The following is a 20,272-nucleotide window of genomic DNA, read 5'->3' on the forward strand; positions in this document are numbered from 1 at the left end:
CTTACTCCTTCGCCCTGTTGTCGATCACGCGCTGCGCCTTGCCCTGCGAGCGGGCGACCTCGCCCGGGTCGCCGACGATGACTTCGGCCGACACGCCCACCACATCCTTGATGTGCTTGGTCAGCATCCGGGCCGAGGCGGTCTTGCTCGCCTCGTCGGCCGCCTTCGGGTCGGCCTCGACAAACACCCGCATCGCATCCATCCGGCCCGCCTTGTAAAGCTCGATCTGGAAATGCGGCGCAAGCCCGCCGGTCGCCATCACCTGCTCCTCGATCTGCGTCGGGAAGACGTTGACGCCGCGCAGAATGATCATGTCATCCGACCGGCCGGTGATCTTCTCCATCCGCCGCATGCTGCGCGCGGTGCCGGGCAGCAGGCGGGTCAGGTCGCGCGTCCGGTAGCGGATCATCGGCAGCCCTTCCTTTGTCAGCGTGGTGAAGACCAGCTCGCCCATCTCGCCATCCTCGACCACCTCGCCCGTCTCGGGGTTGATGATCTCGGGGAAGAAATGATCCTCCCAGATATGCAGCCCGTCCTTGGTCTCGACGCACTCGTTCGCCACGCCGGGCCCCATGATCTCGGACAGCCCGTAGATATCCACGGCGTGCATGTCGAACGCCTCTTCCACCTCCGACCGCATCGCGTTGGTCCACGGCTCGGCACCGAAAATCCCCACCTCCAGCGAGCTTTCCCGCGGGTCGAGCCCCGCCTTGTGGAACTGCTCGAGAATGTTGAGCATGTAGGATGGCGTCACCATGATCGTCTTCGGCTTGAAATCGTCGATCAGCGTCACCTGCCGCTCGGTCATCCCGCCCGACACCGGCACCACCGTGCAGCCCAGCCGCTCGGCCCCGTAATGGGCGCCAAGCCCGCCGGTGAACAGGCCATAGCCATAGGCCACATGCACGATATCCCCGGGCCGCGTACCGCTCGCCCGCATCGACCGGGCCACCATGTCGGCCCACATGTCGATATCGTTCTGCGTATAGCCCACCACCGTGGGCTTGCCCGTCGTGCCGGAAGAGGCGTGCACCCGCACGATCTGATCGCGCGGTACGGCGAACAGGCCGAACGGGTAATGATCCCGCAGGTCGGTCTTGTAGGTGAACGGAAACTTGGCTAGGTCGCTCAGCGACTTGAGGTCATCCGGATGCACCCCGGCCGCGTCGAACCGCTCACGATACATCGGCACGTTCTCATAGGCATGCCGCAGCGACCATTTCAGCCGGTCAAGCTGCAGGCTCCGGATCTCGTCGATCGAGGCGATCTCGATCGGGTCGAGGCTCGATTTCTCCGGTGTCAGGTCCTTCATCGCGTCCTCCCTCGCGTCATTCGTCGAACAGGGTGCCGGCAATCGTCCGGGACAGGCCCCGGAACGAAGCGATCTTGCGGCCATCCTGGTTGGTCACGGTCACGTCGTAGATGCCGCTGCGGCCCGACAGGTCGGTCTCCTCCGCCACGGCCGTCAGCACGTCGCCCTCCTTGCCGGGGGCGAGGTAGCTGATGATGTTGTGCTGGGCGACGGTCGACTGGTTGCGGCTGTTGCAGGCAAAGGCAAAGGCGCTGTCGGCCAGCGAGAACGTCACCCCGCCGTGACAACTGCCATGCCCGTTGCAATGCTCGGGCGCCACGGTCATCCGCAGCACCGCGCGGCCCTCGTCCACCTCGACGATTTCCATCCCGAACCACTGGCTGGCCCGGTCATCCTTCCACATGGCCTCGGCCGATTTTTGGGCCCGTTCCTTCGGCGTCATGCTCATTTCCCCTTGAAGACCGGCGCGCGCTTGCCAAGGAAGGCCGCAACCCCCTCGGCATAATCCGCGCTCTCACCACAGCGTTTCATCGCGACCGCTTCCCGCTCCAGATGCTCGTCGAGCGAGTTGGTCGCCGCCTCCTGGATGCACGCCTTGGTTTCGGCAAAGCCCAGCGTCGGCCCTTCGGCGAACCGCGCGGCATAGCCTCGCGCCTCTTCCATCAACTGGTCATCGGGCAGCGCCTTCCAGATCAGCCCCCAATCCTCGGCCTTCTGCGCGGTGATCGGCTCAGCCGTCAGCGCCAGCCCCTTCGCCCGCGCCTCGCCAATCAGGTGCGGCAGGTTCCAGCTTCCGCCCGTATCGGGGATCAGCCCGACCTTGGCGAAAGACTGGATGAACTTCGCACTCTCGGCGGCCAGCACGAAATCACACGCCAGCGTCAAGTTGGCCCCGGCCCCCGCGGCCACGCCATTGACGGCACAGATCACCGGGCATTCCAGCGACCGGATCATCCGCACCAGCGGCGCCCACAGCTCGCGCACCGTCTTGCCCAGGTCCGGCGGCCCGTCCATCTTCGACGGGTCGCGATCGCCAAGATCCTGGCCCGCGCAGAAACCCCGGCCCGCACCGGTCAGAAGAACGGCCCGCTTGCCGTCATCCTTTGCCTTGGCCAGGGCGGCATAGAGCGCCTTGTGCATCTCCTCGGTGAAACTGTTCATCCGGTCCGGCCGGTTAAGGGTAATCTCGACCCAGCCTCCGTGATCCTCCACCAGAATCGTATCGCTCATGCCGCTGCCTCCCCGCGCGTGTTTCAAATCGCATCTTGCATAAACCGTCCGGTCGGTCAATAAATAAACGACCGTCGAATCCGACGCCTCGCACCTGGAAGGAAGGACCGCCCGGATGAGCCTCATGAACGTCAAAAGCTACGCCGCCGGACAGTGGATCGCGCCCGACGATACCGCGCGCGAGATCGAAAGCGCCATCACCGGCCACGTCATTGCCCGCGCCGGCACCAAGGGCATCGACGCGCAGGCCATGCTCGACCACGCCCGCACCATCGGCGGTCCCAACCTGCGCAAGCTCACCTTCCACGATCGCGCCCGCATGCTCAAGGCGCTGGCCCAGCACCTGACCGAGAACAAGCAGGCGCTCTACGATATCTCCTACAACACCGGCGCCACCAAGCGCGACCATGCCTTCGACATCGACGGCGGCATCGGCACCACCTTCGTCTTCGCCTCCAAGGGCCGCCGCGAAATGCCCGACGGGCACGTGCTCTCCGACGGCGACCTCGAACAACTCTCCCGCTCGGGCAGCTTCCTGGGCCAGCATATCTGCACGCCCCTGCTCGGCGCGGCCGTCCACATCAACGCCTTCAACTTCCCCGTCTGGGGGATGCTGGAAAAGCTGGCGCCGACGCTCCTCGCCGGCATGCCCGCCATCGTCAAACCCGCCACGGCCACCTGCTATGTCACCGAGGCCTGCGTGCGCCTGATGCTCGAGGCCGACATCCTGCCCGAGGGCGCGCTGCAGCTCGTCTCGGGTAGCATCGGCGACATGCTCGACCGGCTCGACTGCCAGGACGTGGTCAGCTTCACAGGCTCCGCCGCCACCGCCACCAAGCTGCGCAGCAATCCCAACCTCGTGCAGAACTCCACCCGCTTCATGGCCGAGCAGGACAGCCTCAACGCCTCCATCCTCGGCCCCGACGCCGAGCCGGGCACGCCCGAATTCGACCTTTTCATCAAGGAGGCGGCAACCGAGATCACCACCAAGGCGGGTCAGAAATGCACCGCCACCCGCCGCATCCTCGCCCCCGAAGACCATGTCGACGCGGTGATCGAGGCGCTCTCCGAGAGGCTTTCCAAAGCCACCGTCGGCGACCCGCGGCTCGAAGATACCCGCATGGGCGCCCTCGTCTCGGCCGATCAGAAACGTGACGTGCTCGAGAAGCTCGACATCCTCGGCACCGAGGCCAAGCGCGTCTTCGGCGCGCCCGACGACTTCCTCATCAACGGCGACGATGCCCAGACCGGGGCCTTCCTGCCGCCGATGCTCTACCACTGCACCGACCCCGACAACGCCCAACGCATCCACGATACCGAAGCCTTCGGCCCGGTCTCGACCATCATGGGCTACCGCGACATCGGCCATGCGGTCGAACTGGCAAATCGCGGCGGTGGCTCCCTCGTCACGTCGCTGATCACCCATGACCCGGCCACCGCGCGCGAGCTCACGCTCGGCACCGCCGCCTTCCACGGTCGCCTCTACATCAACGACCGCACGTCGATGAAGGAAAGCACCGGCCACGGCGCGCCCATGCCGCACATGGTGCATGGCGGCCCCGGTCGCGCCGGAGGCGGCGAGGAACTCGGCGGCATCCGCGGCGTGAAACACTACATGCAGCGCACCGCCATCCAGGGCTCGCCCGACATGCTGAGCGCCATCACCGGCAAATGGGTGCCCGGCGCCGAGACCCACGAACGCCCGGCCCACCCCTTCACCCGCAAGTTCACCGAGCTTGCCATCGGCGACACGCTCCACACCCAATCCCGCACCGTCACGCTGGAAGATATCGAGACCTTCGCCCATTTCACCGGTGACACCTTCTATGCCCACATGGATGACGAGGCGGCCAAGCGGAACCCCTTCTTCCCCGGCCGCGTGGCGCATGGCTACCTGCTCATCTCCTTCGCCGCCGGCCTCTTCGTCGAGCCGAACGAGGGGCCCGTGCTCGCCAATACCGGCCTCGACAACCTGCGCTTCATGAAACCCGTCTCGGCGGGCGATGCCATCAAGGTGCAGCTGATCGTCAAGGCCAAGACACCCAGAACCCCCGATTACGGCGAGGTGCGCTGGCATGTCACCCTGACCAACCAGGATGACGAGAAGGTCGCGGAATACGAACTGCTCACCATGAACGCCACTTGAGGCCGCATCGGCGCCTGCATATACTGGCTATATGCAAGCGTCTGAGACGGAACGAAAAATCCAACGGCTCGCCGACTGTGGCCCGCTCAAGGCCTGGTCGGTGATCGTGTCCGTGCTGGGCGACTTCTGTGTCGCCCGGCATGACAGCATTTCGGGCCGCGATCTCAACGCCCTGATCGAGCGCATCGGGCTCACCGCGCCCACCATGCGCGTGGCCCTCCACCGCCTGAAACGCGACGGCTGGATCCAGACCGAGAAGAAGGGCCGCGACGCCGCCTACCGCCTCTCGGCCATGGGCTGGCGCGAAACCCAGGCCGTGCGCGACCGGATCTATGCGGCCGGCCAACCCTCCACCGGCCCGGCGCAGATGATCCTCGCACCGCCCAGCGTGACCGCCGCCGATTTCACCGCCGTCCTGCCGAAAACCGCCGCCCACGTGGCCCCGCGCACCGCCATCCTCGCCGGCACCGCCAAGGGCCTGCCGTCAGATTACTGGGTCACGCCGCTCAACCCCGGCAAGGCGCCGGAATGGGTGGCCGACGCCATAGCCGCGCCGGAACTCCGGCAGGATTACGACCGCCTCAGCGAGGCGGTCGCCGCCATCCTCACCAGCACCCCGCCGCAGGATACGCTGTCGCTCAGCGCGATCCGCGTTCTGACGCTGCACCACTGGCGGCGCCTGCGCCTGCGCCACGACGACCTGCCCGACATCCTGCTCGGCGACGACTGGGAAGGCGCCCGCGCCCGCCACATCGTCATGACCGCGCTCGACCGCTTCCCCCGCCCGGCGCCGGGCGACCTCGCGGCCTAGGCCAAACTCGGCAGCCAAAGCACGATCCACGGGAACGCCACCAGAAGCGCGATCGTCATCGCATCCGCGATAAAGAACGGCGTCACCCCCTTGAACACGTCCTGCACGCTCAGGTCAGGCCGCACACCGGCGACAACGAAACAGTTCAGCCCGATCGGCGGCGTGATAAGACAGAACTCCGCCATCTTCACCACCAGTATCCCGAACCAGATCGCGCACATCGTGCCGTTCATGCCAAAGGCGCTGTCGGCCGCCGACACCATCTCGCCCCCGTTAAGCGCCATCACCGCCGGGTAGACCACCGGCAGCGTCAGCAACAGCATCCCGATCGCGTCCATGAACATCCCCAGCACCGCATAGGCCAGCAGGATGCAGATCAGGATCAGCATCGGCGACATCTCGAGCGAGGTGATCCAGTCGGCAAACGCCCCCGGTAGGTCGGCAAAGCCAAGGAACCGCACGTAGATCAGCACGCCCCAGATGATGGTGAAGATCATCACCGTCAGCTTCGCGGTCTCGATCAGCGCTGATTTCAGCTCCTTCCACCGCATCCCCCGGTAGAGCGCCATCAGGAAGACGATGAACGCCCCCACCGCGCCGCCCTCGGTCGGCGTACCCCAGGCATCGCCGAACGGGTTGTAGACGAAGAAGATGATGATCACGACCACCGCCACGATCGGCAGCGCCGGCGGCAGCGAGGCGAACCGCTCGCGCCACGTGTACCCGGTGACCGGCGGGCCGACCGACTTGAAGATGACGGCGATACCGACGATCAGAACCGCATAGATCACCGCCGAGAACGCCCCGGGAATGAACCCCGCCAGCAACAGCTTGCCCACGTCCTGCTCGACGATGATCGCGTAGATCACCAGGATCGCCGACGGCGGGATAAGGCTTGCCAGCGTGCCGCCCGCCGCAACCACACCCGCGGCAAAGGGCTTGTTGTACCCGATCTTCAGCATTTCGGGGATGGCGATCCTTGCAAACACCGCCGCCGTGGCAACCGAAGCGCCCGACACCGCGGCGAACCCCGCGGTCGCGAAGACCGTCGACACCGCCAGCCCGCCCGGCAGCCACGCGATCCACCGCTTCGCCGCCTCGAACATCGCCCGCGTCAACCCGGCGTAATAGGCCAGATAGCCGATCAGGATGAAGGTCGGGATCAGGCTCAGCGCATGGGCCGACACCTTCGAATGGGGCACCTGTCCGGCCGTCTTCACAGCCACCGTCAGCGCCCAGGTGAAATCCTCGCCGCCGAAATCCTTCTTCGACCAGAAGATCACGATCAGCCCGACGAACCCGGCCATGCCCGCGGCAAAGGCCACGCGCATCCCCAGCACCACCATCACCAGCATGCCGCCGGTAACCCAAAGCCCGATTTCAATGGAATCCATCAGTCGCGCCCCTCAAGCTGGTCGGCCTCGCTCGCCGCCTGTTCCGCGACCGACTGGATCAGCGGCACCGCCACCGGCCGCTCCAGCCCCAGCACGAAAGCCCGCCCATAGGCCCATATCTGGATCAGCAGGCGCAGGCAGAGCACCGAGAATGCCACCGGCACCAATATCTTCGAGGGCCACACCGGCAGCCCGATATCGATCGTGCTGTCCCGGCTCCACAGCGGGCGCGAGAAATCGAAACTTCGGTCGAAATGCGCCCAGCTTCCCCAGATCAGCCCCACGATCAGCAACAGGATCAGGATCACCGACAAAAGCTCCGCCGCCCAGAGCGCGCGGCCCTTCAGCTGCCCGATCACGATATCCATGCGGATATGCCCGCCATCGCGCTGCACATAGGCGATGCCCATGAAGGCAATCAAAGGCATCAGCATCTCGATCCAGTCGACATACCCCGCCATCGGCGAGCCGAAAAACTTCCGCCCGCCCACCGAATAGGCCGCCAGGAACATCAGCGAAAACACCGCCAGCCCGCTCAGAAGCGCGAAGACCCGTTCCAGTTTTACAAGCTGCTTGTCCAGCCGGCTGAGCAGGCTGCCATCTTCCAGTACCGTCGAAGCACCGGCCATGATTGTCTCCCCGTCCCGGTTGATCCGGAATCGTATGGGCCGCCCGGGTCTCGCCCGGGCGGCCTCTCAGTCGATCAGTTCGACGCCTTCGCTTCTTCCAGCGTCGAGCTCACGAGGTCATACAGCTCCTGCCCCGGCAGGCCCTGGCCTTCCATGTCCTCGATCCATTGCGCACGGATCGGGTCCGCGGCCTTCTCGCGGAACGCGGCCAGCTCCTCGTCGGAAATGGTCACCTTCTCGACGCCCTTCTCCTCGAGCACCTCGTCCCAGCGCTTCAGAAGCTCGCCATAGTTGGCCAGGTAATGGTCGATCGCCTCCGGCACCGAGCTGTCGAGCGCCTCGCGCTCGGCATCCGACAGCGATTCATACGCGTCGATGTTCACCACCACCGGGCAGTTCACCGTCCCGGGGTTGAGGTTCGCCGTCCACCAGTCGGCCTGGTTGATCGTGCCGAAGGAAAGATGCGCGTGCTGGGCAAAGGCCACGGTGTCAACGACACCCGATTCCATCGCCTGGTAGGCCTCCGTCGCGGTCACCGAGGTCGGCACGGCCCCCACGGCCTCGAACGCCTCGCCAAGCCCGCCGGTCGCCCGCACGCGCATGCCTTCGAAATCCTCAAGCGAATCGCGCGGCTCGCCGGTGCCCACGATGTTGTATTGCGGCATGGGCGAGGTCATCAGCAGCTTGGCATTCCACTGCGCCATCTCGTCCTGCACGGCGGGGTGGTCATACACCGCGTGGCTCACCGCCACTTCCTGGTCGAGGTTCTCGACGCCGAGGAACGGCAGCTCCAGCACCGTGATCAACCGGTTCTTGTCGGGGTGATAGCCGGCACAGAACTGCGCCATCTCGAAGGCGCCGATGGAAATCCCGTCAAGGTTCTCGCGGTTCTTCGACAGACCGCCATAGCTCACGTTCATGGTGAACTCGCCATCGGTCTTCTCGGCCACCAGCTCGGCCAGCTTCTCCACGTGCTCGGTAAAGGCGCGGCGCTTGCCCCAGACCGACACGTTCCATTCCGTCGCCATGGCTTCGCTGGCGAATACCAGCCCAAGCGCGGTCGTCAGACCAAGTCCGAAAATCTTCTGCATGGTGTCTCCTCCCAAAAGACGAATTTTGTTTTTGTGTTTGTCAGCATAAAGACCACACGCCACATGCCAACCTGAAATTCACCCCTTTCGGCCTCACCTCACATGCGCGGCAAAATCCCGGCGCAGCCGCGCCAGCTTGGGGTCGATATAGCGGGTGCAGAACGGCCCACCCGCCTGTTTTTCATGGTAATTCCGGAAGGGCTCGGCCGACGCCCGAAATGCCCCGAGCGACAGAACCCGTGTTACCAGCGGCCGCTCGAACCCGGCCTGCAACCGGCCCAGCGTGGCGCGCACGGCCTCGCCCTGCGCCTCGTCCACCACGTAGACGGCGCTGCGGTACTTCCCGCGCATGGAATGATTGCTCGTGCTGGCATGGGTCCGCAGATGCGCCTCGATCAGAACCTCGCGGTCAATCTCGTCCGGGTCGAAGCCCAGCCTCACCGCCTCCGACCAGCCATCGTCGGGCGGCTTCGACCGGATAAAGCCCTGCTCCACCCGGCCGACACCTTTCAGCGCGGCAAAGACGGCCTCGGTGCACCAGTGGCACCCGCCGCCAAAGCCGATCGTCTCGACCGCCAGGGCCTATTCCGCCGCGGCCCGCCGGGGCAGTACCCAGTCGGCGCGCGGGAAATGGCAGGTATAGCCATTCGGGATCCGCTCCAGGTAATCCTGGTGCTCGGGCTCGGCTTCCCAGAAATCGCCCACCGGCTCGACCTCGGTGACCACCTTGCCGGGCCAGATGCCGCTCGCCTCGACATCGGCGATGGTGTCCAGCGCCACCTGCTGCTGCATCGCGTCGACATAGTAGATCGCCGAGCGATACGACATGCCCACGTCATTCCCCTGCCGGTTCAGCGTGGTCGGGTCGTGGATCTGGAAGAAGAATTCCAGCAGCTCGCGATAGGTGATCTTTTCGGGGTCGTAGATGATCTCGATCCCCTCGGCATGGGTGCCATGGTTGCGATAGGTGGCATTGGGCACGTCACCCCCGGTATATCCCACGCGGGTGCTCTTCACTCCGGGAAGCTTGCGGATCAGATCCTGCATGCCCCAGAAACAGCCGCCTGCCAGAACGGCGCGTTGATCAGACATCTATACGTCCTCCACTTGGTTCAGGTAATCGCCATAGCCCTCGGCCTCCATGTCGTCGCGATGGATGAACCGCAGGGCGGCGGAGTTGATGCAGTAGCGCAGCCCGCCCCGGTCGCGCGGCCCGTCGTTGAAGACATGGCCCAGGTGGCTGTCGCCATGTTTCGACCGCACCTCGACGCGCACCATGCCAAGGCTCTCGTCCCGATGCTCGGTCACATAGGCGGGCACGATCGGCTTGGTGAAGCTCGGCCACCCGCAGCCCGACTCGAACTTGTCCGACGAGGCGAACAACGGCTCGCCCGACACGACGTCGACATAGATGCCCGGCTGCTTGTGGTCATTGTACTCGCCGGTGAACGGTCGCTCCGTCCCGGCCCGCTGGGTAATGCGGAATTGCTCGGGCGTCAGCTTGTCGATCGCGTCCTTCGACCTTTGGTACTCCATCCGGCGGCTTCCCTTCTTTCTGCGTTCCCTGGCGCATCACATGGCGCCTTCGCGTACAAATGCAAAGACACACTCACCAACTTGTCAAATCAAGTCTCGCGACAAACGGGCGTCCCGGCCCGGAAACCGCGCCAAAACCCGGCGCCACCGCGGGCCGCCTCACTTGAACCGGCCGCCCCGCTGCAGCACCTCGATCTCGTAGCCATCCGGGTCGGCGACGAAGAAGAACTTCGCCACAAGCTCGCCGTCGGGGGCAAACTCCACCATCTTGCGGGGGTTCAGCCCCTCGGCCTCGAACCGGGCATGCTCCGCCGCGAGGTCTTCCACCAGCACGGCCAGATGCCCATAGCCATCGCCCAGGTCATAGGGCTCCGTCCGGCCCTTGTTGACCGTCAGCTCCACCTCGAACGGGCTTTCACCGTTGCTGAGGTAAACAAGCGTGAAATTCTCGAAATCCAGCCGATCCGCGATCTCGAGCCCGAAGGCCCGCCGATAGAAGTCAATCGACCGCGCCTCGTCGAGCACACGGATCATGCTGTGAATGGCCTTGGCCATATGCGTCCTCCGAACCTGAATTGCTTCCGGCAGGCTATCAGCCGGCACGCAGACGGGCTAGGCACACCCTTCCCGATCAAACCCATCACTCCGGACGAGGCCGAAAATCCATCTGATGCTGTCCAGGGAAGTTTGGTGGAGCCTAGGGGGATCGAACCCCTGACCTCTTGCATGCCATGCAAGCGCTCTCCCAGCTGAGCTAAGGCCCCAAACCTGTCCGGCCCCTCGGGGCCGCCAATTGCCGCTATCTAGGCAAAGCGCCGGGCGGGATCAAGTGGAAAATCCCGCCCTCGCGCCATCAGTTATCGTTGTCTTCGTCCGACACGTCCGCGATGTCGTCGAGCGAGACGTTATCGTCGTCGTCGTCGTCATCCAGAACGTCATCGCCCAGATCGACATCGACGTCGTCATCATCATCCAGCACGTCCGAATCCGAGTCCTTGCTGCTGGATTGCATTTTCTTCGTTTCCGCGTCTTCCGCATCGGCGGTGATCGACCGGCTCTTGCCGGTTTCCATTTCCACCACTTCGCCGGTATACGGGCTGACGATCGGGTTCTTGTTCAGGTCGTAGAACCGCTTGCCGGTGGTCGGGCAGACGCGCTTTACGCCCCATTCTTCATTGGGCATGGGTGATCCCTCTTGAATCTCTCTGGTCTTGCAGACAATCCGCGCCACCTGCCATAAGTCCGGTGAGGTGTCAAAGGCTTTGCACCGGCCTGCGCGAAAAGCTGGTATCGAGGGCATATGGGCCATCACGTTCTTCCCGGCAACCCCCCGGTTGCCCTGATTCTGCGCCGCTCCGCCCGCGCCCGGCGGATTTCGCTGCGCGTGTCGGGCATTGACGGGCGGGTCACGTTGACCCTGCCCCGCGGCGTGGCCGAGCGGCAGGCCCTGCAATTCGCCGAGGAAAAGGCCGACTGGCTGCGCAAACAACTGAGCCAAAGGCCCGACGACGTGCTCGTTGGCCTCGGCGCCGAGCTGCCCGTGGGCGGTCACCCGATGCGAATCGTCTCCGGCTCCGGCCGCGCGGTGCGTGCCGAGGAGGGCACGCTGCACGTTCCCGGCACGCCCGAGGCCGTGCCCGCCCGCCTGCGCGCCTGGCTCAAGGCCCGCGCCCGCGACCGGCTGGCCGAGGCCTCCGACCGTTACGCCGACGCGCTCGGCCGCCGCTACACCCGCCTCACCCTGCGCGACACCCGCTCGCGCTGGGGGTCGTGCTCGCACAATGGCGGGCTGATGTATTCCTGGCGCCTGATCCTCGCCCCCGACGACGTGCTCGACTATGTCGCCGCGCACGAGGTCGCGCACCTGGCGGAAATGAACCACTCCCGCGCGTTCTGGGATATCGTCGATCGGCTCAAGCCCGGCTATGACGGCCCCCGCCGCTGGCTGCGCGACAATGGCTCGTCGCTCCACCGCTACCGCTTTGACGATTGACGACGGCCCGTTCGTGATCACAAATACCGACATGTTGATCACACCGCGCACCGAACCGGCCCCGAGCTCTGCCCATGACCGTGTCTATCGCGGCCTGCGCACCCGCATCATGCATGGCGAACTGCCGCCCGGCCACGCCCTCACCCTGCGGGGGCTCGCCGCCGAATACGATGTCTCGATGACCCCGGCGCGCGAAGCCATCCGCCGCCTCTCCGCCGAAGGCGCGCTCACCGTCTCCAGCTCCGGCCGCGTCACCACGCCCGAGCTTGGCAACGAACGCATCGAGGAGCTGGCCGCCCTGCGCGCCCTGATCGAGGTGGAGCTTGCCAGCCGCGCCCTGCCCCGCGCCCATATCGCCCTGATCGACCGGCTGCAGTCGATCAACGGCCACATCGCCGAGATGACCGCCCGGCACGATGCCGTTGGCTACATCCGCCGCAACCTCGAGTTTCACCGCACCCTCTACCTGCGCGCCCAGGCCCCGGCGATGCTGGCCATGGCCGAAACCGTCTGGCTGCAACTCGGCCCCACCATGCGCGCCCTCTACGGCAAGCTTCAGCGCAAGGATCCGCCCCATTACCACCGCCTCATCATCTCGGCCCTCAAGGCCGGCGACGAACCGGGCCTGCGCCTCGCCGTGCGCTCGGACGTCACCCAAGGGCTCAAGATGCTGCTGGCCTGATGGCGGACCTGTCGGAACTCCTCATCGCGCTCGGCCTGCTGTTCCTCGCCGGGCTCGCCGCCGACCAGATCGGCGGCCGCACGCGCCTGCCGCGGGTCACCTTGCTGCTGGCCTGCGGGCTGCTCGTCGGCGCGCCCGGCCTTGACCTCCTGCCGCCTTCGGCCACGGCGCTCTACGAAGGGCTGTCGATCACCGCGCTGACCATGGTCGCCTTCATCCTCGGCAACGCCCTGACGCTGGAAAACCTGCGCAAGCACGGCCGCGCCATCCTTTCCGTGTCGCTGATGATCGTGATCGTGACCATGGCGGTGGTCTCCTCCGGCCTCTGGCTTCTCGGCCTGCCCGCCCCGGCGGCCCTGCTGCTCGGCGCCATCGCCACGGCCACCGACCCGGCGGCCACGCAGGACGCCATCCGCCAGTCCGGCCACGACGGCCCCTTCTCCGACCAGATCCGCGGCATCGTCGCGATAGACGATGCCTGGGGCCTGCTGGCCTTCTCCCTTGCGGTGGTCGCGGCGCAGGGCATGAATGGCGGGCTCGAACTCGGCCACCTTCTCACCGCCGGGTGGGAAATCGGCGGCGCGCTGCTCCTCGGCGGGGCCATCGGCCTGCCCGCGGCCTATCTCACCGGCCGCCTCAAACCCGGCGAGCCGCTTCTGACCGAGGCGCTCGGCATCGTCTTCCTCACCGCCGGCCTCGCCATCTGGATGGAGGTCTCCTTCCTGCTGGCGGGCATGGCGGCCGGCGCCATCGTCGCCAACCTCGCCAGCCACCATGACCGCGCCTTCCACGAGGTCGAATACATCCAGTGGCCCTTCCTGCTGCTGTTCTTCATCCTCGCCGGCGCCTCTCTCGATACCGCGCAACTGGGGGCGGCGGGGCTGGTCGGGCTTGCCTTCGTGATCCTCCGCATCGCCTCGCGCGTGGCGGGCGGCTGGCTGGGCGGCGCGCTGGCCCATGCGCCCCGCGCCCACAGACCATGGTATGGCATCGCGCTGACACCGCAGGCGGGCGTCGCCGTGGGCATGGCCCTCATCGCGGCACAGGCCTTCCCCGAAGACGCAAGCCTCCTGCTCACCGTCACCATCGGCACCACCATCATCTTCGAACTGCTCGGCCCCGCCCTCACCCTCTTCGCCCTCAGCCGGGTGCGCCGTCACGACGGGTAACCCCCGCGCTCTCAACAAGTTACCCCGAACCCCGTTGATTTCCGCGGCGCGGCATCACAGGTGAAACAGCATGGAAACGCTCACCGCCTTCCTCGCCTCGCCCATCTCCCTCGTCATCTGGGCCGCCCTGGTCATTCCCAGCGAGACCGTCCTGCTGGCCGACCTGCGCCGCAACAACGCCCACCTGATGAGCCTGATGAAACTGGTCTGGGCGCTCACCGTGCTCTATTCCGGCCCGATCGGCCTGCTGATCTACTGGAGCTGCGGGCGCAAGGAAATCAGCACCGACAGCCTGCCCCGCCGCGCCTTCCGCTCGGTCGCGCATTGCTACTCCGGCTGCGGCCTGGGCGAGGTGACGGGGCTGATGATCGCCGTCGGCCTCCTGCAACTGTCCACGCCCTGGGTCGCCGGAATCACCTTCGCGCTGGCCTACGTCGCGGGCTTCGCCCTCACCGTCGGCCCGCTGATGCAGGACGGGGTCGGCTTCAATAAGGCCATGTGGGATGCGCTCCTGGCCGAAACGCCCTCCATCACGGTCATGGAAATCGTGGCCATCGGCACCGATCTCACCCTCTCGGGCAATGCCGGCATCGCCGATCCGCTCTTCTGGTCGTCGATGGTGGTCTCGCTCACCTGCGGGCTGGTCGCGGCCTGGCCGGTCAACCTTCTGCTGATCCGCTACGGCGTCAAGGAAGGCATGATGGACCCGCGCAACACCGGACACGCGCACGGCTGACCGGCGGCTTGGCTCAGGCCGCCAGCCCCTTGCTGCCCATCGAAAGAAACTTGTCCCGCCGCGCCTTCACCAGCGCCTTGCGGTCCTTCTTCGACAAATCGCCCAGCATCACCTCGATGGTCTCGCCCACCGACTTGATCGTCTTGTGAGGGTCGCGATGCGCCCCACCCAGCGGTTCGGGAATGATCCGGTCGGTCACGCCCAGCTTGTGCAGGTCCTGCGCCGTCAGCCGCAACGCCTCGGCCGCCTCCCGCATCTTCTCGGCATCCTTCCACAGGATCGAGGCGCAGCCCTCGGGGCTGATCACCGAGTAGACCGAATGTTCCAGCATCGCCACGCGGTTGGCGCTGGCAAAGGCCACCGCCCCGCCCGAGCCGCCTTCGCCGATGATCACGCTCACCAGCGGCACGCCGATCTGCAGGCAGGTCTCCGTCGCCCTTGCAATCGCCTCCGACTGGCCGCGCTCCTCGGCCCCCTTGCCGGGATAGGCGCCGGGCGTGTCCACCAGCGTGATGACCGGCAGGTCGAACTTGTCCGCCATCTCCATCAGCCGGATCGCCTTGCGATAGCCCTCGGGCCTTGCCATGCCGAAATTCCGCTGGATCCGGCTCTTGGTGTCGTTGCCCTTCTCATGGCCCAGCACCATGACCGGCCGGTCGTTGAACCTTGCCAGCCCGCCCATCACCGCCTGGTCATCGGCAAAGTTCCGGTCGCCCGCCAGCGGCGTGTATTCCTGGAACAGCGCCCGAATGTAATCGCGGCAATGCGGCCGCTCGGGGTGGCGCGCCACCTGGCACTTCCGCCACGGCGTCAGGCTCTTGTAGAGGTCCTGAAGCATCGTGGCCGCCTTCTTGTCCAGCGCGCTGGCCTCTTCCTCGACATCCATATCCTCGCTGGCCCGGGCCATCGCCCGAAGCTCTTCGGCCTTGCCTTCGATCTCGGCCAGCGGCTTTTCGAAGTCGAGGTAATTGGTCATCCACGTCGCTCCCGTAGTGTCGTGCCCGTATATGGCGGCTGGGCCGTGGATTTGCAATCAAATCGGCCACCGGGGCAAGAGCCCGGGCCGCTACCCCGCCCGTGCCAGCAGGACCGTGTGACCGTCACACGCCGGGTCCTCCAAGGCAAAGGCCGCAACCTCCGCCCCGCATGCCTCTATGATCCGCCGATACTCTTCCGGCGACAGGCTCGCATGGTAAACCACGTCGTCCGCCACATGCCCCGTCACCTCACCCTCAGCCGGGCCCACGGTCAGCATCAGCGGTCCGCCCGTCCGCACATGCCGCAACAGCCGCGGCAAGACCTCCCGCTGCTCATCGCCCGTCAGGTGAAAGAAACTGTCCCAGGCCAGCACGCCATCGAACCGCTCACCCATCTCGAGTGCGCGCATATCGCCAAGCTGCCAATCCCGCTCCGGCCGACGGTCCCGCGCAATCGCGATCATCGCCGCCGCCCCGTCGACGCCGGTCACCGGATGGCCCGACCCCGCAAGGTAGTCGCCAATCGGCGCCCCGGTCCCGCACCCCACGTCGAGGATACGCCCACCCGCCGGCACCATCGCCGCAAACCGGTCCAGCCAGCCCTTCTCGAACAATGACCGGCCGCGCTCCCGGTCATACCGCGCCGCGTTCCGCTCGTAGATTTCCAACGTCCGCCCGGCCAGCTTGCCCAGGTCGCTCACGCCTCCAGCCCGGCCCGAAGCGCCAGCTCCGGCGACGCCAGTACCGGCACGCTAAGATCGCCCAGCAACTCCGCCGCGCCGGCCATCGACACCTGCGCCAGCACCACGCAGCCAATCTCGCGCCCGCTCTCGATCACCTTCCGAACCTCACCGGCGATCACGGCGGCAAACGCCTCCGTCTCCCCCGCCTCGAACAGCGGCCAGAACCGCATCATCGGCATCGGGTGCACCACGGCCTCGCGCCCCTCCGCCGCCAAGGCCCGTTCCAGCAAAGCAAGACTCGGCCCCCACGTGCTCTCCAGCCCATAGGCCAGCAGCACCGGCCCGCCGATCTTCGCCGCCTCCCGCATCATCGGCCAGTCGACCCGGATCGCCCCGGCCTTTTCCGCCGCCGGCCCGATCGTGGTACAGGTACAGATCACCACCCCCTCGGCCGCGGCCACCGCCTCGGCGATCTCGGCGTCGAGCTCCGGCGTCACCCCCGCCTGTGCCCGTTCGAGCCAATCCTCCCGCACCTCCTGGCGCAGATCCTCCCCCGGCGCGATCCGGTCACGCAGGGCCTCGAACCGGGCGCGATGCCCCTCGGCGGTATGCAAAAGCGTCACTGTCATGACTGCGCCCATAGCACGCCATACCCCACCAGAGAAGCACCGCCTCGCCTCACCGTGCCCCATGCCGCCGACTGCCGCGACCCCTGCTTCTTCTTGGTCCAAATATCCAATTCCGAAGCCCGCTCCGCGCACCGCCGCCCGATCACGGCCACACCGACCCGCAAATGCTCAAAGAACCTGTCACATCCCTGTGCTACAGTTCTCCCGACACACCAACCCAACCCGAGGTCCGCCCATGTCCGGAGAGATCAAACACGTCCCGCACCTGCGCCTCGCCGCGCTCGATCATCAGGGCCCCTACCCCGAGATCGGCCGCGTCTTCGGCGAGCTCAGCACCATCTTCTCCGCCCGCAACCAGTGGCCCCATGCCAGCGGGCTGGCCGCCGTCTATTACGACAACCCCTCGCAAACCCCCGAGTCCGAATTGAAAAGCGCCGCCGGCATCATCGTCGACGCCACGTTCGACATGCCCCGCGACCTCCGCGAAATCACCCTCGGCGGCACGCGCTGCGCGGTCTGGACCCTGAAAGGCCCCTATTCCGGCCTGCCCGCCGCATGGAACGCCCTCTATTGCGACTACCTGCCCAGCACCGGCGAAACCCCGGCCGAGCTGCCGCCGTTCGAGGTCTACCTCAACACCCCCGGCGAGGTGCCCGACGAAGAGCTGATAACCGAAATCTGCGTGCCCCTAGGCTGACGCCGGCCACAGCACCGGGATCAGCGTCACCACCAGCAGCACCGCCATCGTCCAGTTGAACACGCGCAGCCTTGCCCGGTTCTTCAACAGCCGCCGCATCTGCTGGCCCAGCACCGTCCAGCTCGTCGTGCTGATCGCCGAAACGCCCACGTAAACGCCGGCCACCCACAGAACAGCCGTCATGTCCCGGCTCGTCGCGTAAAGCGTGATGGCCGAGAGCGCCATGCTCCACGCCTTCGGGTTCACCCACTGAAACGCCGCCGACTGGAAGAACGACAGGGGCTTGCCCTCCACCTCGGCACCGGCCTCCTTCGGCGGCGCGGCATGGGCCACCTTCCACGCCAGGTACAACAGGTACCCCACGCTCAGCACCTTCAGGATCACGTAGCTCGGCGCCCACAGGTCGAACACCTGCATCACGCCCACACCCACCAGCAGAACCATCGACGGAAACCCGATCCCGATGCCCATCATGTGCGGCACGGTCCGGCGAAACCCGAAATTCGCCCCCGACGCCATCAGCATCAGGTTGTTCGGCCCCGGCGTGATAACCGTGACAAAGGCAAAGGCGACAAGCGCGGTGAAGATCTCGAGTGTCATGGGCGCAAACCTATTCCGTCATCCGCGCATTTGAATTGCTTTCTTTTGCGCATGGCCACGAAATTTGCAATCATTCACCCCCATGGACCGTATCAACCAACAGATATTGCAGGAGCTGTCCCGCGACGGCCGGATCAGCAACCTCGACCTCGCCGAGCGAATCGGCCTCTCCCCCTCCGCCTGCCTCCGCCGCGTACAGGAGCTGGAACGCCGCGGCGTCATCGCCGGCTACCGCGCCGTGCTCGACCGCACGCAACTGGGCGTCGGCTTCGTCGCCTACGCCACCGTTGGCCTCAACACCCACACCAAGGCCAGCCAGGAGGCGTTCGAGCGCGCCATGTCCATCGCACCGGAGGTGGTCGAATGTCACAACATCACCGGCTCCGTCGAATACCTCCTGCGCATCGAAGTGGCCGACCTGCCCGCCTACAAGGCCTTCCACACCGACGTCATGGGCACCCTCCCGCAGGTCAACGCGATCACCACCTTCGTCGTCATGGGCTCGCCCAAGGACGCCCGCGCCTGACCCCGAAAGCCGCATGTCTTGTCAGCGTCACACTGCCGTCGTTACACTCGGCCAGACGATCAACGACAAAAAACCCAACAAAACCCCGGGGAGGGACCATGAAACTGACACTCACCGCCGCCACCATCGCCGCGCTATTCGCCGCCGGGCACGCCTCTGCACAGGCCTATACCAGTGACGGCACCGCCAAGGGCCAAAGCACCACCGAGGTCATCGAGGTCGGCGGCGACCACATGTTCATGAACATCCGCACCGATTACAAAAGCTTCGAAATGGAAGATTCCACCAACCCGATGAACCAGCTCAGCGGCCCCTGCTTCGGCGTGGTCGAAGTGCGCGGCGGCGCGGTCGAAGGCAACGGTGTCTGCGTGCTCGACGGGCTGGAGGGCGACCGCGTGACGCTCGGCTGGAACGCCCGCCGCCGCGACCCCCAGGGCAACATCCACGGCTACTGGCACATCAGCAGCGGCAGCGGCCGCTGGCTTCAGGCCTCGGGCGGCGGCACCTTCATGTCCAACGTGAACCCGGCCAACGGCACGGCCACCAACACCCTGCGCGGCGCCGTCACCCTGCGCTGACCGGCCCGGTCCCGGGCTCGGGCCCGGGATGCCGTCACCGCTCCTGCGTCAGTTCGCACTCATAGCTCGTCCCGTCCGGGTCGGGCTCGCGATACGTCGCCTGATCTCCCTTCAACCAGATCGACCGCCCGAAACTGCCCTCGTATTTGGCCCCAGAGGCGGCCATCACCTGCACCCCGGTATCAATCGAATCGCCCCGCTCGAACCGCAGCGAGGGCAGCTCGGTGTCGAAGAACATCGTCACCACCTCGTTCGCCGGGTTTCCGCCACAGGCCCAGAACGCCGTGTTGAACGGCTCTTCCAGCATCCACTGCGTCACCAGCTCCGCCTCCCGCCGAAGATATTCGCCCTCGACACAGGCCCGCTGGTCCGCGGCCTTCCGGCATTCGTCGCGCCCCTTGATCCAGCCCCGCTGATAGGCACGCAGCTCATCCGCCGCGTCGCCGCCCACGCCCTTGGCCACATCGACGGCGGCTGCATATCTTTGCGCCACCCGCCGATCGAGCGCGGCCAGACCGGCATCGGCGCAAATCAGCTCCTCCGCCGTACTCCCGGCATTCGCACAATCGAAAGACGGGCCCTCCTGCGCGCCGGCAGACGTCGCCAACACGACAAGCAACCCACTGAAAACACGGATCATGACAGCATCCTCCCAAATCGGGGCCATCCCCCGGCCCCCATCCATTTATAGCCCGGCCGGCCGCGCCGACAAATGTTCCGCTCTTCCGCCCCGGCCTCTCTGGCCTTACAACCTGCACACCTCTGGCCCTAACAGATTCGCCCGATCTGGGGCTGATATGATCAAATGATATCCCCCGGCACCCTCAGCCGGGCGCAACCTGATGGAGCATTT

The 20,272-nt window shown here is 66.0% G+C and carries 25 protein-coding genes and 1 tRNA gene; 9 read left to right on the forward strand and 17 right to left on the reverse strand.

Going from position 1 to position 20,272, the window contains the following annotated elements:
- Position 1 precedes the first annotated feature (1 nt).
- From paaK to paaG, 3 genes are read right to left on the reverse strand one after another with little or no spacing between them, the layout of a single operon-like run.
- Positions 2-1,312, reverse strand: a complete 1,311-nt coding sequence (gene paaK / locus RIdsm_RS24975) for a phenylacetate--CoA ligase PaaK (RefSeq protein WP_057812423.1) — start codon at positions 1,310-1,312, stop codon at positions 2-4.
- Between the two features lie 16 nt (positions 1,313-1,328).
- Positions 1,329-1,754 carry a hydroxyphenylacetyl-CoA thioesterase PaaI gene (paaI, locus tag RIdsm_RS24980; protein WP_057812421.1) on the reverse strand — a complete coding sequence of 142 codons (426 nt, stop codon included), beginning with the start codon at positions 1,752-1,754 and terminating at the stop codon, positions 1,329-1,331.
- Between the two features lie 2 nt (positions 1,755-1,756).
- Complete coding sequence (paaG, locus tag RIdsm_RS24985; protein ID WP_057812419.1) at positions 1,757-2,542, reverse strand: 2-(1,2-epoxy-1,2-dihydrophenyl)acetyl-CoA isomerase PaaG; 786 nt, start codon at positions 2,540-2,542, stop codon at positions 1,757-1,759.
- Between the two features lie 115 nt (positions 2,543-2,657).
- Here paaG and paaZ point away from each other — a divergent pair, with 115 nt between their 5' ends.
- Together paaZ and RIdsm_RS24995 are read left to right on the forward strand one after the other, a co-directional pair.
- The gene (paaZ, locus tag RIdsm_RS24990; RefSeq protein ID WP_057812417.1) at positions 2,658-4,688 is read left to right on the forward strand and encodes a phenylacetic acid degradation bifunctional protein PaaZ; all 2,031 of its coding nucleotides are present in this window, start codon (positions 2,658-2,660) and stop codon (positions 4,686-4,688) included.
- Positions 4,689-4,719: 31 nt separating this feature from the next.
- Positions 4,720-5,499 (forward strand): PaaX family transcriptional regulator C-terminal domain-containing protein, encoded by a 780-nt coding sequence (locus tag RIdsm_RS24995; protein ID WP_057812415.1) that lies wholly within the window; start codon positions 4,720-4,722, stop codon positions 5,497-5,499.
- On the opposite strand, the gene RIdsm_RS25000 is transcribed toward RIdsm_RS24995, so the two are convergent.
- The 9 genes from RIdsm_RS25000 to RIdsm_RS25040 form a co-directional block, all read right to left on the reverse strand.
- A complete protein-coding gene (locus tag RIdsm_RS25000) occupies positions 5,496-6,893 on the reverse strand; it encodes a TRAP transporter large permease (protein WP_057812413.1) in 1,398 nt (465 codons plus the stop codon). The two genes, RIdsm_RS24995 and RIdsm_RS25000, sit on opposite strands and share 4 nt — an antisense overlap.
- The gene (locus tag RIdsm_RS25005) at positions 6,893-7,522 is read right to left on the reverse strand and encodes a TRAP transporter small permease subunit (RefSeq protein ID WP_057812411.1); all 630 of its coding nucleotides are present in this window, start codon (positions 7,520-7,522) and stop codon (positions 6,893-6,895) included. Before RIdsm_RS25005 ends, RIdsm_RS25000 begins: the two co-directional genes overlap by 1 nt.
- 74 nt (positions 7,523-7,596) lie before the next feature.
- Positions 7,597-8,613, reverse strand: a complete 1,017-nt coding sequence (locus RIdsm_RS25010) for a C4-dicarboxylate TRAP transporter substrate-binding protein (RefSeq protein WP_057812409.1) — start codon at positions 8,611-8,613, stop codon at positions 7,597-7,599.
- Positions 8,614-8,706: 93 nt separating this feature from the next.
- Positions 8,707-9,192 (reverse strand): peptide-methionine (S)-S-oxide reductase, encoded by a 486-nt coding sequence (locus RIdsm_RS25015; RefSeq protein ID WP_057812407.1) that lies wholly within the window; start codon positions 9,190-9,192, stop codon positions 8,707-8,709.
- A gap of 3 nt (positions 9,193-9,195) precedes the next feature.
- Positions 9,196-9,705 (reverse strand): peptide-methionine (S)-S-oxide reductase MsrA, encoded by a 510-nt coding sequence (msrA, locus tag RIdsm_RS25020; protein WP_057812406.1) that lies wholly within the window; start codon positions 9,703-9,705, stop codon positions 9,196-9,198.
- On the reverse strand, positions 9,706-10,149 hold the full coding sequence (msrB, locus tag RIdsm_RS25025; protein WP_057812404.1) for a peptide-methionine (R)-S-oxide reductase MsrB: 444 nt from the start codon (positions 10,147-10,149) through the stop codon (positions 9,706-9,708).
- Between the two features lie 159 nt (positions 10,150-10,308).
- The gene (locus tag RIdsm_RS25030) at positions 10,309-10,704 is read right to left on the reverse strand and encodes a VOC family protein (RefSeq protein ID WP_057812402.1); all 396 of its coding nucleotides are present in this window, start codon (positions 10,702-10,704) and stop codon (positions 10,309-10,311) included.
- A 133-nt stretch (positions 10,705-10,837) separates the two neighbouring features.
- A tRNA-Ala gene (locus RIdsm_RS25035) sits at positions 10,838-10,913 on the reverse strand.
- 89 nt (positions 10,914-11,002) lie between these two features.
- A complete protein-coding gene (locus RIdsm_RS25040; protein ID WP_057812400.1) occupies positions 11,003-11,332 on the reverse strand; it encodes a TIGR02300 family protein in 330 nt (109 codons plus the stop codon).
- 117 nt (positions 11,333-11,449) lie between these two features.
- Here RIdsm_RS25040 and RIdsm_RS25045 point away from each other — a divergent pair, with 117 nt between their 5' ends.
- From RIdsm_RS25045 to RIdsm_RS25060, 4 genes are all read left to right on the forward strand, one after another.
- A complete protein-coding gene (locus RIdsm_RS25045; protein ID WP_057812398.1) occupies positions 11,450-12,142 on the forward strand; it encodes a M48 family metallopeptidase in 693 nt (230 codons plus the stop codon).
- Positions 12,143-12,173: 31 nt separating this feature from the next.
- Positions 12,174-12,824 carry a GntR family transcriptional regulator gene (locus tag RIdsm_RS25050; protein ID WP_057813273.1) on the forward strand — a complete coding sequence of 217 codons (651 nt, stop codon included), beginning with the start codon at positions 12,174-12,176 and terminating at the stop codon, positions 12,822-12,824.
- On the forward strand, positions 12,824-13,993 hold the full coding sequence (locus tag RIdsm_RS25055; protein WP_057812397.1) for a cation:proton antiporter: 1,170 nt from the start codon (positions 12,824-12,826) through the stop codon (positions 13,991-13,993). The genes RIdsm_RS25050 and RIdsm_RS25055 overlap by 1 nt, the downstream gene beginning before the upstream one ends.
- A gap of 70 nt (positions 13,994-14,063) precedes the next feature.
- Positions 14,064-14,729, forward strand: coding sequence for a DUF4396 domain-containing protein (locus RIdsm_RS25060; protein WP_057812395.1), 666 nt, complete (start codon positions 14,064-14,066; stop codon positions 14,727-14,729).
- A gap of 13 nt (positions 14,730-14,742) precedes the next feature.
- Here the strand turns inward: RIdsm_RS25060 and RIdsm_RS25065 are convergent, their stop codons facing one another.
- The 3 genes from RIdsm_RS25065 to RIdsm_RS25075 form a co-directional block, all read right to left on the reverse strand.
- The gene (locus tag RIdsm_RS25065) at positions 14,743-15,705 is read right to left on the reverse strand and encodes an acetyl-CoA carboxylase carboxyltransferase subunit alpha (protein WP_057812393.1); all 963 of its coding nucleotides are present in this window, start codon (positions 15,703-15,705) and stop codon (positions 14,743-14,745) included.
- A gap of 90 nt (positions 15,706-15,795) precedes the next feature.
- Positions 15,796-16,407, reverse strand: a complete 612-nt coding sequence (locus RIdsm_RS25070; protein WP_057812390.1) for a class I SAM-dependent DNA methyltransferase — start codon at positions 16,405-16,407, stop codon at positions 15,796-15,798.
- Positions 16,404-17,018, reverse strand: coding sequence for a hypothetical protein (locus tag RIdsm_RS25075; protein ID WP_082647233.1), 615 nt, complete (start codon positions 17,016-17,018; stop codon positions 16,404-16,406). Before RIdsm_RS25075 ends, RIdsm_RS25070 begins: the two co-directional genes overlap by 4 nt.
- A gap of 235 nt (positions 17,019-17,253) precedes the next feature.
- On the opposite strand from RIdsm_RS25075, the gene RIdsm_RS25080 reads away from it, so the two are divergent.
- Positions 17,254-17,715 carry an AraC family transcriptional regulator gene (locus RIdsm_RS25080; RefSeq protein ID WP_057812387.1) on the forward strand — a complete coding sequence of 154 codons (462 nt, stop codon included), beginning with the start codon at positions 17,254-17,256 and terminating at the stop codon, positions 17,713-17,715.
- Here RIdsm_RS25080 and RIdsm_RS25085 read toward each other — a convergent pair.
- Complete coding sequence (locus RIdsm_RS25085; RefSeq protein ID WP_057812385.1) at positions 17,707-18,315, reverse strand: LysE family translocator; 609 nt, start codon at positions 18,313-18,315, stop codon at positions 17,707-17,709. The two genes, RIdsm_RS25080 and RIdsm_RS25085, sit on opposite strands and share 9 nt — an antisense overlap.
- 82 nt (positions 18,316-18,397) lie before the next feature.
- Between RIdsm_RS25085 and RIdsm_RS25090 the strand changes: the two genes are divergently transcribed.
- Together RIdsm_RS25090 and RIdsm_RS25095 are read left to right on the forward strand one after the other, a co-directional pair.
- On the forward strand, positions 18,398-18,841 hold the full coding sequence (locus tag RIdsm_RS25090) for an Lrp/AsnC family transcriptional regulator (protein WP_057812383.1): 444 nt from the start codon (positions 18,398-18,400) through the stop codon (positions 18,839-18,841).
- A gap of 98 nt (positions 18,842-18,939) precedes the next feature.
- Positions 18,940-19,419: a hypothetical protein gene (locus RIdsm_RS25095; protein ID WP_057812381.1), complete on the forward strand. Its 480-nt coding sequence runs from the start codon at positions 18,940-18,942 to the stop codon at positions 19,417-19,419.
- A 34-nt stretch (positions 19,420-19,453) separates the two neighbouring features.
- Here the strand turns inward: RIdsm_RS25095 and RIdsm_RS25100 are convergent, their stop codons facing one another.
- On the reverse strand, positions 19,454-20,059 hold the full coding sequence (locus RIdsm_RS25100; RefSeq protein WP_082647231.1) for a lysozyme inhibitor LprI family protein: 606 nt from the start codon (positions 20,057-20,059) through the stop codon (positions 19,454-19,456).
- Positions 20,060-20,272 lie beyond the last annotated feature (213 nt).

Source organism: Roseovarius indicus, assembly GCF_008728195.1.
Taxonomy (GTDB): domain Bacteria; phylum Pseudomonadota; class Alphaproteobacteria; order Rhodobacterales; family Rhodobacteraceae; genus Roseovarius; species Roseovarius indicus.